The following is a 12,292-nucleotide window of genomic DNA, read 5'->3' as shown; positions in this document are numbered from 1 at the left end:
GCCCGTCGCTTCACCGGCCCAGCAGGGCACAACCCACGCCGGAAACGAACTCAAAACTGGATAGAAACTGGGGGCAACGTCAGTCCACGCCGACGACTGTTACCGGCATCGGGCGCCCTTCTGGGGTTCTGACCTGCAATCGAGTGCCGATATCGACGTTGATGTTGTCTGGCACGCGGGCGCGATCGACGGTCATCACCGCTTCGGGGCGGTGGGGGCCATAGGCGGCGTCGGCGGGAATGGTGACGGTGCTTTTCGCGCCCACCTCCATGCCCTCGACATGGGTTTCGAGACCGGCGATCACTTGTCCTTCACCCAACGTGAATTGCAGCGGTTCGTTGCCGGAAGAATCGAACTGAGTGCCGTCAGCCAGGCGGCCATTGTAATTGATGCGCACGGTGTCGCCATTCTTGGCCTGTGTCATGATAGCCATCCTTTGAAAGTTTCGAGGGGCCGGCCAAAGCTCACGGTCCCGTCCTCGATCATCCACGCACTCGGGTGCGCGGCGCGAAACGCTAAAACTAGGGACCTGGCTGCCGATGTAAACCCCGATTGAGCGACGCCGGCATGACCCGCCGACGTCCGCCGCCTTCGGCAGCAGTGCACCGGACTAGCGGTCGCGGTATGCAAATGGCGGCTAGATCAGGTTATGGCCGCCATCGATGCGGATTGTCTCGCCGGTCGTGAAGTCGCTTTCCATGAGATAGACATAGGCGGCGGCGACGCCCGCAGCGGTCGGAATTTTTCTGGATGGCAGCCGGGCAGCCATGTCGGCAAAGAAGCCGGATTTGGCTTCTCCAACGATGTCCCACATCGGTGTGTCTACCCATCCGGGCGACACGACATTGACGCGCGTCGGAGCCAGTTCGAGCGCCAGGGCGCGGGCGAAGTAGCTGAATGAACCGGCAATCGCGGCGACGACCGAGCCTCCCGGCACCGGCGGCCGATCCTTGTTTATTCCCGAGGTGAAGGTCATGGAGCCGCCGGCCTTCAGGGTGCTCACAGCGTGCTTGGAGAGCATGACGGCGCCAATCAGCTTGTTATCGACGAAGCGTCGCACAGCCTCCATGTCTGTACTGCCGATGGGATCGCCGGGCGGCAGTGTTCCGGCGGTCGATATCAGGTGATCGAAGGGACCGACCTCTTCGAACAGGCGAGCAACGTCTGCTTCGTTGGTCATGTCGGCGACCACGCTCGTCGCGCGGCCTGCATTGAGCGGCCGTTTGGCTGCCTGCAGTTTCTCGGGCGAGCGGCCGACGATCACGACCTTCGCTCCGCTGTTGAGAGCAGCTTCCGCGACGCCGAGACCGATGCCGGAGCTGCCGCCGACGACGATGACTTTCTTGTCCACGAGCGATGTCATGGGAGGTCTCCATTCGTTTGCGATTTCGGTGAGGGTCAGGCCTTGCCGGCATAGGCGGCTTCGAGGTCGGCAATGATGATCTTGCGCATCCCATACATCGCCTGCCGGACGCGGTCGGCCTTTTCGCGGTCCGGATCGGCACTGAGCCGCGGCAGGATTTCCGGGATGACCTGCCAGTAGACGCCGTATCTGTCGGTAAGCCAGCCGCAGGGTTGTGCCCTGCCGCCGCCGGCGGTGAGCGCCTCATAGTAGTAGTCGGTCTCGGCCTGGTCCCTGGTCTCGATGTAGAGCGAGAGCCGCTCGTTGAAGGGCGGCTGCGGCCCGGCATTGAGCGCTGTAAGGTGCAGACCCTCGAGCTCGAAATCGAAGGTGGCATGCGGGACCGTCTTGTCGGTTCCTGACACCCAGTCTGCGTATTCGATCGTCCGGAGCGCTTTGCCGTTCTTGAAGACCGAGAGATAGAAATCGCGGGCCTCCTTGGCGTCGGTGTTGAACCAGAGGAATGGGTGGATGGTGGCCATGTCCGTTCTCCGTTAATTCCTTGCGACAGCGATCTTTGGCGAAGAGCCTGTCCGCTGTTGCTTCGTTCAGGCTAGCGGTGGTCCGACGGCCGATAGACCGAGCCGTCCCAGTCGCGGGCAAATCCGAGGTCATCGAGCCGGCGCGTCGAGAAGCGTGCAATCTGCCGCTCGGTCCGGCGCCGCCTGCTCGAGGCGAGGATGCGGCCGGCCATGCCGGCGAGGGCGTCGACGATAGGTTCAACTCGTTTGGCGGTCATGGTGCTCTCCCAGAATGGCGGCAGTTTTGGTTTCAGCAGTTGCCCCGCGACCTTCGTCAGCGAGAGTTTCAGTCACATCAAACCTGCCTTTGCAGCGGCGATGAGTGACTGAATACGCGAGCAAACATGCCGTCTTCCGACCTGGACGACAAACGACTTATCGGCGACAATGTGTGAGCAGTACTCACACATACAGATATCGATCCATGCCCCGGAAGCTGCCTCCCCTCACCACCTTGCCGAGCTTCGAGGCGGCGGCGCGCCTGTTGAGTTTCTCCAAGGCGGCAGAGGAACTTCATGTCACCCACGGCGCCGTCAGCCGGGCGATCAAGAACCTTGAGGATCAGCTCGGTGTGCAGCTGTTCGAGCGCGCTACGCGTTCGGTGAGCCTGACAGCCGTCGGCGAGCCCTATGCGCGGGCGGTGCGCGAGGTTCTCGCCCAGTTGGCTACCGCCACCGCTGCCGCAACAGCCCGTTATTCGAGTTCGACGTTGAACGTCAGTACCTCCGATGGTTTCGCGGGGAGATGGCTGGTGCCGCGCCTCTACCGCTTTCACCGAGCGCATGGCGACGTCGACGTGCGGGTTTCGACAAGCGGGAAGCTGACCAACTTCCTCGGCGACGGCATCGATGTCGCCGTCCGTTATGGCAACGGAAACTATCCGGGGCTCACGTCGGAGTTCCTCACCGGCGAGGAGGTGTTTCCAGTGTGCAGCCCAAAGCTTCTTGAGGGTGCGCATCCGCTCCGCACGCCTCAGGACCTCAGACACCACACGCTGATCCGTGACAGCTTTCCGATCGACTGGGCGACCTGGCTGGCGAGCGCCGGGGTCGAGGGCGTGGACCCACGGAGCGGGATTACCTTCGACTCTGCCACCTTTGCCATGGAGTCGGCCGCACAGGGCGAGGGGGTGGTGCTGGGTCGGACCATGCTGGTTGCGGCCGACCTTGCCGCCGGGCGACTTGTCCGCCCCTTCGGCCACGCCCTGAAATCCCCCTCCAGCTTCTATCTCGTCTACCCGCCGGAGGCGATCCGTCAGCGCAAGGTCAAGGCTTTCCGGGATTGGCTGCTTTCAGAAGTCGCGCCGCAAATGGGTTGACGGGAAGACCGAGAAAACAGGATCGTCTACAGATCAAATCGAGCTTACTAGCTGCTCGCCCGAACTGCGGTGATGATCCAGGCACGCGAGTCGAAAAGCACCCGTCCGCGGCAAGCGGCATCGACGTCCAGGCTGTAGAAGACTGGTTCGTGGACTAGGACGGCATTCCTGGCGCCGCTCTGTTCGATGACCTCCTCGCCCGGGTTATGCACCGACTTCCACCCCCGGACTGTCAACCGCGCCGCGCCGCCTCGATCGCCGCGACGCCGATTTTCCTCATCTCCATCATCGCGTCGAATGCGCGCTTTGCTTCATCGCCGCCGGCGGCCATCGCTTCGGTCAGCACGCGCGGCGTGATTTGCCAGGAGATGCCCCATTTTGTCCTTGCACCAACCGCACGCACTTTCCTGGCCGCCATTGCCGACGATGGCGTTCCAGTAGCGGTCGGTCTCCTGCTGATCGTCGGTGGCGATCTGGAAGGAGAAGGCTTCGTTGTGTTTGAACGCGGGCCCGCCATTAAGGCCGAGACAGGGGATGCCGGCGACCGTGAACTCGACCGTCAGCACGTCGCCCGCCTTGCCGGACGGGTAGTCGCTGGGAGCGCGGTGGACGGACTTCACCGAGCTGTCGGGGAAAGTCTCGGCATAGAAGCGAGCCGCAGCCTCGGCGTCCTTGTCGTACCAAAGGCAGATCGTGTTCTTGGCGATTGTCATTGCTGGTCCCTTTGCTTTCGAAATCAATCTGGGCTTTTGAAATCAACCCGGGTTTTTCACAGCCGGCCTCGGCGTTGCACCACGAACATGAAAATACGCTCGTGCCATCGACGTTCCGACAGCAACACCTGCACGGAATCAAGGTATCACGGCTGGTGCTTTCAGGACCAGATGCGGGCGGTGACTCGAATGGGCGATGGTCGGCCTGGTCCGACCGGCGGCCTCACTTTTTGTCTGGGGCAGCGCCGCTTTGCTCAAAGTCGCGCTGGCTTTCCGTTGGCGCGCCGTTGCCTCAGAAGGCGCATGAGCAAGTTCCGTCTGTCCTTGCGCGGGACGAGTTCGATGTCGCTGACAAGTTTTGCGCCGCCTTTGTGCCGCTCCAATGTGATCTTGCGGCTATGGAAGGCTTCCAGCTCGGCGCGATGCGCTACGCTTATGATGGTGACCTTCGGCAATTCCCGAATGATCATCTCCATCATCTTGTCCTGGCTCTTCTCATCGAGTGCCGACGTTGCCTCATCCAGCACGATGATATCGGGGCGGTGCAGCAGAAGACGCGCGAAGGCGAGGCGCTGCTTTTCTCCACCCGACAAGGTCTGGTCCCATGGCGCGTCCTCCTCGATCCTGTCGTTGAGATAATCGAGCCCCACCTTGTCGAGGGCAGCCTTGATCTTATCCAGCGTCCAGTTATCGGCGGCGCCTGGATAGGCGACTGCGCGGCGAAGAGTCCCGGTCGGGATGTAAGGTCGTTGCGGCAACATGAACAACCGTCTGTCGGCGCGGATGTTGACGCTGCCGCTACCCCATGGCCACAGACCCGCGACGGCCCGCACCAGCGTGCTCTTGCCCGAGCCGGATTCGCCGGCAACGAGCACCCGTTCGCCCGGTTCGATCACGACCTTGGTTTCCTTGACCACGGCGGTGCCGTCGTCGAGCGACACGGAGAGATTGTTCAGGCTGAGCATCGCATCGCCGCCGGTTTCGCCGCGCTTTATGCGCCCCAGCGTGTTGCTCTGCTCCGCGCGCTCGAGCCCGTCGAGCGACATCATCAGCGAGGCGATGCGCCGTGCAGAGGCGTTCCAGTCGGCGAGACGGGGGTAGTTGTCGACCAGCCATCCGAACGCACCCTGCACGATGGCAAACGCCGAGGCAGCCTGCATGACCTGCCCAAGTGTCATACTGCCTTCGAGGAACTTTGGAGCGCAAAGCAAGACCGGCACGACAGGCGCAAACAGGCTCGACCCCTGCGACACCAGCGCCGTGCGCATGTGCTGGCCTGCAAGGAGCGCCCATTGCCTGAGCACATCGCCGAATGTCTTGTCGATGCCGCTACGCTCCTCCTCCTCGCCGCCGAGCAATGCGATGCTCTCGCCGTTTTCCCGCACGCGCGTCAGCGTGTAGCGGAACTCGGCTTCCGCCTGGTTTTTTCCTTCGGAGAGGCGGACGAAATGGCGGCCAATGACCGCCATCGAGGTGGACGTGATCGCGGCATAAAGCACCGCGGTGATGACCAGGAAGCCGGGAATGGTGACGGTCGAACCTTCAATCGTCAGGGTCAGGGCGCCGCCAATTGTCCACAGCACCACGATGAAGGTCGAGGCCGACAGAAATGCGACGATGACACCGGCGATGAAATCGACGGGCGATTCGGTGGCAATCCGCAAATCCTCGGCGATGCGAGCTTCGGGGTTGCTATGATCGCCGCCGACGAGGTTCAGCTGATAGTAGCGGCCGCTTGCGAGCCAGCGCGCGATGACCGCGGTGGTGAGCCAGGACCGCCAGCGGCGCTGTATCCTCATGCGAAAGAAGACTTGTGCCACCACAAGGCTGGCGCTTCCGAGCACGAGTGGCAGGAATACGGCGCTCAGCCAATATACGGTGTGGGCATTGCGTTGCTCGATGGCGTCGAAAATTGCGCGATTCCAGACATTGATCCCATACTGGAAGCCGACATTGGCGACGATCAGGATCAACAGCCCGATCGTCAACGGCCAGGCGACCCTGTCGCCACTGCCGCCCCAGTAACCGCGCGCGCTGATCCAGAAGCGCTTAAGCAGGTATCTCTTGCGCGCCCGCTCGGCCTCTTCAGGTGTCAGCTCAGGATCGAGTTCGGTGACATCCGGCGGCGGCGCGGGCTCGCCGACGACCTCGGACGCGACTTCGACAGTCGATTGTTTCTCGTGGCGTGACTTCTCGGCATCGCGCGATTGGGCGCCGTCAACCGATTTCAGCTTGAATTTAGCCTCGGGCATCCGGCGATAACGGCTTAAAAATCAGAAGGTTTCATAGCGTCAGCCGCCGAGTGTCGCGAACTTGTAGCCTCCACGGAGTGGCGCAACCTTAATTGAGCGCTGCCATCCAGTCACAAGAATAAGAGCAAACGTGACCAGCGCTCCAGAGACGTACAAGATCGTCCTGACACTACCTCCCTTGGCGGCGTTTCCGCCACGCAGGTAGACTCCCAGGTGGAGGAGGCGTATCGCCAGGTGGGTCCAGACCAATATCGCCAAAGTGGCCGCTCCGACGCCAACCATCATCGCTAGCGCCGCGGGCACGATAAAGGGCGCCAGTGCCTCGACCGAGTTCATGTGAACGCGGTCTATCCTATAGAGCCGATTGTCGTCGTCTGCCGGGACTACCGGTCCCGCCAGCGCTCCTGCAAATCCCTTGGACGAACCCGAGTAGACTGCCGATACTACCGATAGCAAACAGAGCACGAGCACGCCGAGAATGCTTAACCAATAGACTTCCATGTTGTCTCCGCTCCCTGGAATCGCAGTGAACCAGACGGTGCTTGCGAGTCATGCTCGCGAAGGCGCGGACGGTTCAGGCCGCCGCACCAGGGAAAAGGTCCTGGAACCGCCGCAGGTACAGCGGCCAGCCTTGATCGCTATCAACCCCAACGCGCACGCCCTCCCAGCCTTCGCCATGGCGTTCGAGGTTCCGGTGCTCGATCTCAACCCGGGTTCGGTTCTCCGTCTCAGCCGTGAACCTGACTTCCCATTCGCTGGTCTTGTTCAGGTCGCTCTCAATCTGCCACCGAGGACTGATGTCCCAGCTCAGAACCAGCCGGCCGGGGGGATCGTAAGCCAACACACGAGCCCAGCGGCATTCGCTGCCGTCCACGCCGCGATCGTAAACGTGACCCCCGACCCTGGGTTCGAAGATCGTCTCTGCGATCGGCACGGCAAGAAGATTGTGCTCGCGAGGTTTGAACCTCCCGAAATCCTCGGTGAAGACCTTGAAGGCACCCTCGATAGGTGCGTCGACAACGACGAAATGCTTTACGGGCGCGGTTGCAGGATACTTGCTCATGGCTGGTCCTTCTTTGGATGCTCGACTGCCAATTTGTAGCCTGCCAGGGTCTTGCTCCAGAACTCATCGATTTCCGCGCGCAGACTTGCCAGGCCGTTCGGATCGATACGGTATATTCGTTCCTTGCCAGAGCGCGTGTCGGCCACGAGCCCGGCATCCTTGAGTACTTTCAAGTGCTGAGAGACCGCCGGCCTGGTCACAGGCAGCACACGAGCAAGTCCGCTGACCGAACAAGGCTGTTCGACCAACAGTTCGAATATCGTGCGCCTCGTCGAGTCTCCGAGCGCTGTCCAATGTTTCGCGTTAGTGGCCACTAACACGAACTTAAATCGATGGGGCCTGCGCTGTCAACCTGGAGGGTCGACGGTGCGGAATTCAGCCCCGGTCGGACCCTGTCGGTTAACGGGAAAAACTGTTGCTCGCGTCTTCGGAATTGCTCACGTGCCGGCGCTGAATTCCGGAACAAGGGTGCGATTTTGCCGTTGAGCCAGAAACTGGAAGCGACCCGCATGTCCGAATTGCCGAATGAAGAGATCGAAGGGCGGCTGAACGCCCAGCGCGAGACTTTGGCGCTGGTCGTTGCGCTGCTTGCTAGCGAGGATACGGCACCCGAGCGAATATGGGCCGAACTGGAGGCCCGTTTTCAGTTTCAGAACAGTCAGGAGGACCCTGGCGTCCTGCCGAGCAGCGCATTCGCCATCGAAGCTGCGAAGATGCGGGAGTTCAAGCTGATCGCCGAAGAGGCGCGGGCGCGCAATGCGGAATGGAACGGCCGGGACAAGCCACAGGGCGCCAGCTGAAACTCCGGCGAGTGGTTGCAGGACCGGCTATTTTGCGGTGACTGAGCAGCGTCAGCTTTGCTGCAAAAATGCACGCACCAACTCTTGCCATTCCTCGTCAAGCGTTAAGGTCGACGGCGCCGCATTGCTGCGGCGATACCAGTATTCCGCATTCGACTGGTCGCCTTCCTTGCGGTGGAGATAGGCATGCACGTGCATGCCCGCCGTATCGTCGCGCTGCTGCGCGCACTCGTGCGCCTTAGCCCAATCGCCCTTTGCATCCCACCACAGCGCCTGCAGGGCAGGGCTCAAGCCGGCTGGAGGCTGTGGTTTGGCAATCGAATCCCTGAAGGCTTGCAGATCCATTTTTCACCATAGCGACGGTACAGGGCGCCGATAATAACCGCGCCGGCAGCCGACGGCTAGCGCGCATCGGGCGGGATGACCGGAATGGGTGTCGGAAGCCGATAACCGCGCGGCCAGACGCTTGATTCGATGACATGCATGACATAGTGCGCGCCACGACGCCATGCTGCCTGAGACAACGAGGATGAGTAGCGAGCCGATGACAGCCTCCGACAAGCCCCGCCAATTCTACCACGGCACCCGGGCCGACCTTAAACCGGGAGACCTGATCGAAGCCGGTTACAGCTCCAATTACGGCGCGCGAAAGCAGGCAGGCTGGGTCTATCTGACCGGCACTCTGGACGCGGCTATCTGGGGTGCAGAACTGGCCGCCGGTGACGGACGCGAAAGGATCTACGTCGTGGAGCCAACCGGCCCGATCATCGACGACCCCAATCTTACGGACAAGAAATTTCCCGGCAATCCGACGCAGTCCTATCGCTGTCGCGAGCCGCTCAGGATCACGGGCGAGGTCACCGAGTGGCAGGGCCACTCGCCCGAGAGGCTGAAAGAGATGAAGGACCATCTCGAACGGCTGAAGGCGCAGGGCATCGAGGCGATCGATTGATCGCTAAAATGCGTCCTGCAATTGCCGGGCCTGGCTCTGACCTACGGTCGGTGGCAGTCGCCGCGAAATACGGTTCAACGTCCGCAATGGGTCCGTGAGCTGTCGTTCCTTGCACGGGCTGGAGAGCGGATGCTTCCTTTCATCTCGCCGCGAACGTAACGATCTCGGGGCTCGAAGGGCCAAGTGGGCTGCCGTCAAAGCCGCCGAATTGCTGTTCGATCCGTAGCCCCGCGTTCCCCAGCAGGCTCGATAAGGCGTCCGTGTCGAGGAAGCGCAAGGTGCTGCGACTAACTTGCGGAAGGCTCGCATGCTTTCCGCCGAACCTGTGGGTGAATGTCACCGTCTGTCCGTCGAACGGTATGATCACCTCTGTTGTGATCTGCACCAGAGATCCGTCAGGTAGCTCAACGACGACCGCATTTTCGGGTGTCCAGCGTTCCCACGCCCGCACCGAAGGGTTCCGCGTTTCGAACGCGAAGCATCCGCCTGGCACAAGGGCGTGTCGCGCAGCCGCCATGAAATCCCCCAGGTCCTCGTCGCTGACAAGGGCCTGGAATGCGTGCCCCGTCATCACAATGAGATCAAACTCGGCTGTCCAGCCGGCCGATTGGAGATCGCCGAGGACCCATTCGATATCCGTGCGCGTTCGTGCGCGATTCAACACGCCGGGTGCTGGGTCGATGCCGCAGAGCCGCCCTGAATGTCCGGCCAGGCGTGCCTCGTGAAGGAGGGTGCCCGTTCCACATCCGACATCAAGCACCGCGTCTGCTGTTAGAATGCGGGGCAGGTAGAAATCATAGTCGTCGCGCGCAGATCTCGGGTGCCAGGCATCGTAGACGGCAGCGAGATATGGGTCGGCGAAAAGGTGGTCGACCATAGGCGGTATTCCCAATCAACTTTGACTGTGCGAGCGGTGTCGCCGCGAGCATTTAGCCCATAAGTCGCGTCGCTCGTTACCGCACGACCTCGCGGTGGCCGCCGGGCAGGCGGGTGGCGATGAGCTTGTCGATGCGGCGGCCGTCGAGGTCGACGACCTCGAAGCGCCAGCCTTGCGCGTCGACACATTCGCCGGTCGCCGGCAGATGGTGCAAATGCGACAGCACATAGCCGGCGACGGTTTCGTAATCGCGGTTCTCGGGCAGGTCGATGCCGAGGACCTCCGCCATCTCGTCGGCCTGCATGTAGCCGGCGAGCAGCCATGAGCCGTCCTCGCGCTTGACGGCGTTTTCCTCTTCGCCGGCGTCGAGATCGGAACGGAAGACGCCGGTGATCGCTTCCAGAATGTCGGCCGGGGTGACGATGCCTTCGAAATGGCCGTATTCGTCATGGACCAGCGCCATGGGCACGTCGGATTCCTTGAGCGTCGCAAGCACGTCCAGCGCATCGGCCTGGTCATGCACGATCGGGGCCGTGCGCACGTGCCGGCGCGGGTCGAGGGCGCGACCGCCGAGCATCGCCGCCAGCACGTCGCGGGTCTGGACGACGCCGATCATGGCGTCGACGCCGCCGTCGCCGGCCGGCAGGCGCGAATGCTGGGTGTCCATCAGCAGCTTCCTGATGGCCGCCTCGTCGGACTGCAGATTGATCCAGTCGACCTCGGTGCGCGGCGTCATCACCGCGCGCACGGCACGGTCGCCGAGCCGCATGACGCCGGCGATCATGCGCCGTTCGTCGGATTCGATGGTGCCGTGGTGCTCGGCTTCGGCGACCAGCATCTTGATCTCCTCGTCGGTGACCTTATCCTCGCTCTGACCGTGCTGGCCAAGCAGCCACAGCAGGGCGCGGCCGGAAAAATCGAGCAGGAAGACCAGCGGCGCCGAAACGCTGGCGAGGATGGTCATCGCCGGAGCGACCCTGACGGCGACCCGTTCGGGGTCGCGCAATGCGATCTGCTTGGGCACCAGTTCGCCGATGACTAGCGAGCCATAGGTGATGATGGCGACGACAATGCCGACACCGAGCGGGTCGGCGAGGCTTTCGCGGACGCCGGCCGACGCCAGGAAGGTGGCCAGCCGCTCGCCGAGCGTGGCGCCGGAAAACGCGCCGGACAAGACGCCGACCAAAGTGATGCCGATCTGCACCGAGGACAGGAACTTTCCCGGATTGGCGCCGAGCGCCAGAGCCCGGCCGGCGCCCTTGACGTTGCGGTCGATCATCGTCTTGAGGCGCGCCGGCCGCGACGAGACGATGGCGAGCTCGGACATCGACAGAAGGCCGTTCACGCAGATGAGGACGACCACGATGGCAATTTCAGCATAAAGCATGCCGGGTCCATAGCATTGCCGCGCGGTTTTCGAAAATAGGACGGTCGCGCTTTTTAAATTTAGCGAGCGGAGCAGTGAGGCGGCACCCATCCGGCATCCCACGGCGGCGCGGAAAAATGCTCGATCAGGGCGTCTACGACGACGCGCACCTTTGGCGCGAGGTTGCGTGTTACCGGCCAGATGGCATGCACCACGGTGTTTTCGACAAGACGGTCCGACAGGACCATTTCGAGTTCGCCGCGCCTGATGCTGTCGGCCGTCAGCCATGTCGGCAGATAGACGATGCCGCAGCCGGCCAGTACCGCATCGAGCATCGGTTCGCCGTGGCCGAGCACCAGCCGCGCCCTGGGCGCGAACTTTTCGAGGCGGCCGTCGGCATGCCTCACGGTCCAGGGATGGACCGTGCCGTCGCGGCCGTAGCCGATGAGGCTGTGCCTGGCCAGGTCCTCGATCGATTGCGGCCTGCCATGGGCGTCGAGATAGGCGGGGGCGGCGCAGATGGCCGAACGTTGGGCATAGATGCCGCGCGCGGCGATCGACAAGCTGTCGTCGAGGTCGCCCATGCGCACCGCCAGGTCGATGCCTTCCTCGATCAGGTCGACGCGCCGGTCGTTGAACGAGATTTCCATCGTCAGGTCCGGGAATTTCTTGGAAATGTCGAACAGCAGCGGGGCGACGCACCGGCGGCCAAAAGCCAAAGGCAGGTCGACGCGCAGCCGGCCGGAAGGCACCTGCTTGCGCGATGCCAACAGCGACTGGGCGGCTTCGATCTCGGCCAATGCCCTGACGCAGGCTTCGTAATAGCTCAGGCCCTCACTGGTCGGGCTGAGGCTGCGGGTGGTGCGGTTGAGCAGGCGAACGCCCAATCGCTGTTCCAGCTGCGCGATCGACTTGCCGACCGCCGATTTCGTGACATGCAGCCGCGCGCCGGCGCCGGTGAAGCTGCCGGCCTCCACCGCGTGAACGAATGCGACGATGCCTTGCAAATTGGCCGATTCCAATAAAGC

Annotated in this window: 15 protein-coding genes and 1 pseudogene; 3 read left to right on the top strand and 13 right to left on the bottom strand. The window is 62.5% G+C overall.

Going from position 1 to position 12,292, the window contains the following annotated elements:
- Positions 1 to 79: 79 nt before the first annotated feature.
- The 4 genes from NKH21_RS29695 to NKH21_RS29680 form a co-directional block, all read right to left on the bottom strand.
- Complete coding sequence (locus tag NKH21_RS29695; protein WP_352869426.1) at positions 80 to 424, bottom strand: FKBP-type peptidyl-prolyl cis-trans isomerase; 345 nt, start codon at positions 422 to 424, stop codon at positions 80 to 82.
- A 213-nt stretch (positions 425 to 637) separates the two neighbouring features.
- Positions 638 to 1,363, bottom strand: coding sequence for an SDR family oxidoreductase (locus NKH21_RS29690; RefSeq protein ID WP_352869424.1), 726 nt, complete (start codon positions 1,361 to 1,363; stop codon positions 638 to 640).
- 35 nt (positions 1,364 to 1,398) lie between these two features.
- Positions 1,399 to 1,884 carry a VOC family protein gene (locus NKH21_RS29685; RefSeq protein ID WP_352869422.1) on the bottom strand — a complete coding sequence of 162 codons (486 nt, stop codon included), beginning with the start codon at positions 1,882 to 1,884 and terminating at the stop codon, positions 1,399 to 1,401.
- A 71-nt stretch (positions 1,885 to 1,955) separates the two neighbouring features.
- Positions 1,956 to 2,141: a DUF1127 domain-containing protein gene (locus NKH21_RS29680; protein WP_352869420.1), complete on the bottom strand. Its 186-nt coding sequence runs from the start codon at positions 2,139 to 2,141 to the stop codon at positions 1,956 to 1,958.
- 206 nt (positions 2,142 to 2,347) lie between these two features.
- On the opposite strand from NKH21_RS29680, the gene gcvA reads away from it, so the two are divergent.
- Positions 2,348 to 3,241 (top strand): transcriptional regulator GcvA, encoded by an 894-nt coding sequence (gcvA, locus tag NKH21_RS29675; RefSeq protein WP_352869418.1) that lies wholly within the window; start codon positions 2,348 to 2,350, stop codon positions 3,239 to 3,241.
- Between the two features lie 232 nt (positions 3,242 to 3,473).
- On the opposite strand, the pseudogene NKH21_RS29670 reads toward gcvA, so the two are convergent.
- The 5 genes and pseudogenes from NKH21_RS29670 to NKH21_RS29650 all read right to left on the bottom strand — a co-directional run bounded on the left by NKH21_RS29670 (position 3,474) and on the right by NKH21_RS29650 (position 7,583).
- A pseudogene (locus tag NKH21_RS29670) lies at positions 3,474 to 3,948 on the bottom strand (VOC family protein).
- A gap of 260 nt (positions 3,949 to 4,208) precedes the next feature.
- The gene (locus tag NKH21_RS29665; RefSeq protein WP_352869416.1) at positions 4,209 to 6,206 is read right to left on the bottom strand and encodes an ABC transporter ATP-binding protein/permease; all 1,998 of its coding nucleotides are present in this window, start codon (positions 6,204 to 6,206) and stop codon (positions 4,209 to 4,211) included.
- 39 nt (positions 6,207 to 6,245) lie between these two features.
- Positions 6,246 to 6,707: an MAPEG family protein gene (locus tag NKH21_RS29660; protein ID WP_352869414.1), complete on the bottom strand. Its 462-nt coding sequence runs from the start codon at positions 6,705 to 6,707 to the stop codon at positions 6,246 to 6,248.
- Between the two features lie 73 nt (positions 6,708 to 6,780).
- Positions 6,781 to 7,269, bottom strand: coding sequence for an SRPBCC family protein (locus tag NKH21_RS29655; protein ID WP_352869412.1), 489 nt, complete (start codon positions 7,267 to 7,269; stop codon positions 6,781 to 6,783).
- Positions 7,266 to 7,583 carry an ArsR/SmtB family transcription factor gene (locus NKH21_RS29650; protein WP_352670588.1) on the bottom strand — a complete coding sequence of 106 codons (318 nt, stop codon included), beginning with the start codon at positions 7,581 to 7,583 and terminating at the stop codon, positions 7,266 to 7,268. The genes NKH21_RS29655 and NKH21_RS29650 overlap by 4 nt, the downstream gene beginning before the upstream one ends.
- A 195-nt stretch (positions 7,584 to 7,778) precedes the next feature.
- Here NKH21_RS29650 and NKH21_RS29645 point away from each other — a divergent pair, with 195 nt between their 5' ends.
- Positions 7,779 to 8,069 (top strand): hypothetical protein, encoded by a 291-nt coding sequence (locus NKH21_RS29645; RefSeq protein WP_352869410.1) that lies wholly within the window; start codon positions 7,779 to 7,781, stop codon positions 8,067 to 8,069.
- Between the two features lie 51 nt (positions 8,070 to 8,120).
- Here NKH21_RS29645 and NKH21_RS29640 read toward each other — a convergent pair whose 3' ends face one another.
- Complete coding sequence (locus NKH21_RS29640) at positions 8,121 to 8,414, bottom strand: hypothetical protein (protein WP_352869408.1); 294 nt, start codon at positions 8,412 to 8,414, stop codon at positions 8,121 to 8,123.
- Between the two features lie 199 nt (positions 8,415 to 8,613).
- On the opposite strand from NKH21_RS29640, the gene arr reads away from it, so the two are divergent.
- Complete coding sequence (gene arr, locus NKH21_RS29635; RefSeq protein ID WP_502894906.1) at positions 8,614 to 9,021, top strand: NAD(+)--rifampin ADP-ribosyltransferase; 408 nt, start codon at positions 8,614 to 8,616, stop codon at positions 9,019 to 9,021.
- A gap of 139 nt (positions 9,022 to 9,160) precedes the next feature.
- Here the strand turns inward: arr and NKH21_RS29630 are convergent, their stop codons facing one another.
- The 3 genes from NKH21_RS29630 to NKH21_RS29620 form a co-directional block, all read right to left on the bottom strand.
- Positions 9,161 to 9,898, bottom strand: a complete 738-nt coding sequence (locus NKH21_RS29630) for a class I SAM-dependent DNA methyltransferase (protein WP_352869406.1) — start codon at positions 9,896 to 9,898, stop codon at positions 9,161 to 9,163.
- Positions 9,899 to 9,974: 76 nt separating this feature from the next.
- Complete coding sequence (locus NKH21_RS29625) at positions 9,975 to 11,285, bottom strand: hemolysin family protein (protein ID WP_352670598.1); 1,311 nt, start codon at positions 11,283 to 11,285, stop codon at positions 9,975 to 9,977.
- Between the two features lie 59 nt (positions 11,286 to 11,344).
- Positions 11,345 to 12,286: a LysR family transcriptional regulator gene (locus NKH21_RS29620; RefSeq protein ID WP_352869404.1), complete on the bottom strand. Its 942-nt coding sequence runs from the start codon at positions 12,284 to 12,286 to the stop codon at positions 11,345 to 11,347.
- Positions 12,287 to 12,292 lie beyond the last annotated feature (6 nt).

It is taken from the genome of Mesorhizobium sp. M1329, assembly GCF_040318035.1.
Classification (GTDB): domain Bacteria; phylum Pseudomonadota; class Alphaproteobacteria; order Rhizobiales; family Rhizobiaceae; genus Mesorhizobium.
Note: the sequence above shows the minus strand (reverse complement) of the source record. Positions and strands in the feature narration are given on the sequence as shown.

What these genes read in the sequence shown, in the direction of transcription:
- NKH21_RS29695 (WP_352869426.1), bottom strand. Translation starts at nt 424, where the DNA reads ATGACACAGGCCAAGAATGGCGACACCGTGCGCATCAATTACAATGGC.
- NKH21_RS29690 (WP_352869424.1), bottom strand. Translation starts at nt 1,363, where the DNA reads ATGACATCGCTCGTGGACAAGAAAGTCATCGTCGTCGGCGGCAGCTCC.
- NKH21_RS29685 (WP_352869422.1), bottom strand. Translation starts at nt 1,884, where the DNA reads ATGGCCACCATCCACCCATTCCTCTGGTTCAACACCGACGCCAAGGAG.
- NKH21_RS29680 (WP_352869420.1), bottom strand. Translation starts at nt 2,141, where the DNA reads ATGACCGCCAAACGAGTTGAACCTATCGTCGACGCCCTCGCCGGCATG.
- gcvA (WP_352869418.1), top strand. Translation starts at nt 2,348, where the DNA reads ATGCCCCGGAAGCTGCCTCCCCTCACCACCTTGCCGAGCTTCGAGGCG.
- NKH21_RS29665 (WP_352869416.1), bottom strand. Translation starts at nt 6,206, where the DNA reads ATGCCCGAGGCTAAATTCAAGCTGAAATCGGTTGACGGCGCCCAATCG.
- NKH21_RS29660 (WP_352869414.1), bottom strand. Translation starts at nt 6,707, where the DNA reads ATGGAAGTCTATTGGTTAAGCATTCTCGGCGTGCTCGTGCTCTGTTTG.
- NKH21_RS29655 (WP_352869412.1), bottom strand. Translation starts at nt 7,269, where the DNA reads ATGAGCAAGTATCCTGCAACCGCGCCCGTAAAGCATTTCGTCGTTGTC.
- NKH21_RS29645 (WP_352869410.1), top strand. Translation starts at nt 7,779, where the DNA reads ATGTCCGAATTGCCGAATGAAGAGATCGAAGGGCGGCTGAACGCCCAG.
- NKH21_RS29640 (WP_352869408.1), bottom strand. Translation starts at nt 8,414, where the DNA reads ATGGATCTGCAAGCCTTCAGGGATTCGATTGCCAAACCACAGCCTCCA.
- arr (WP_502894906.1), top strand. Translation starts at nt 8,614, where the DNA reads ATGACAGCCTCCGACAAGCCCCGCCAATTCTACCACGGCACCCGGGCC.
- NKH21_RS29630 (WP_352869406.1), bottom strand. Translation starts at nt 9,898, where the DNA reads ATGGTCGACCACCTTTTCGCCGACCCATATCTCGCTGCCGTCTACGAT.
- NKH21_RS29625 (WP_352670598.1), bottom strand. Translation starts at nt 11,285, where the DNA reads ATGCTTTATGCTGAAATTGCCATCGTGGTCGTCCTCATCTGCGTGAAC.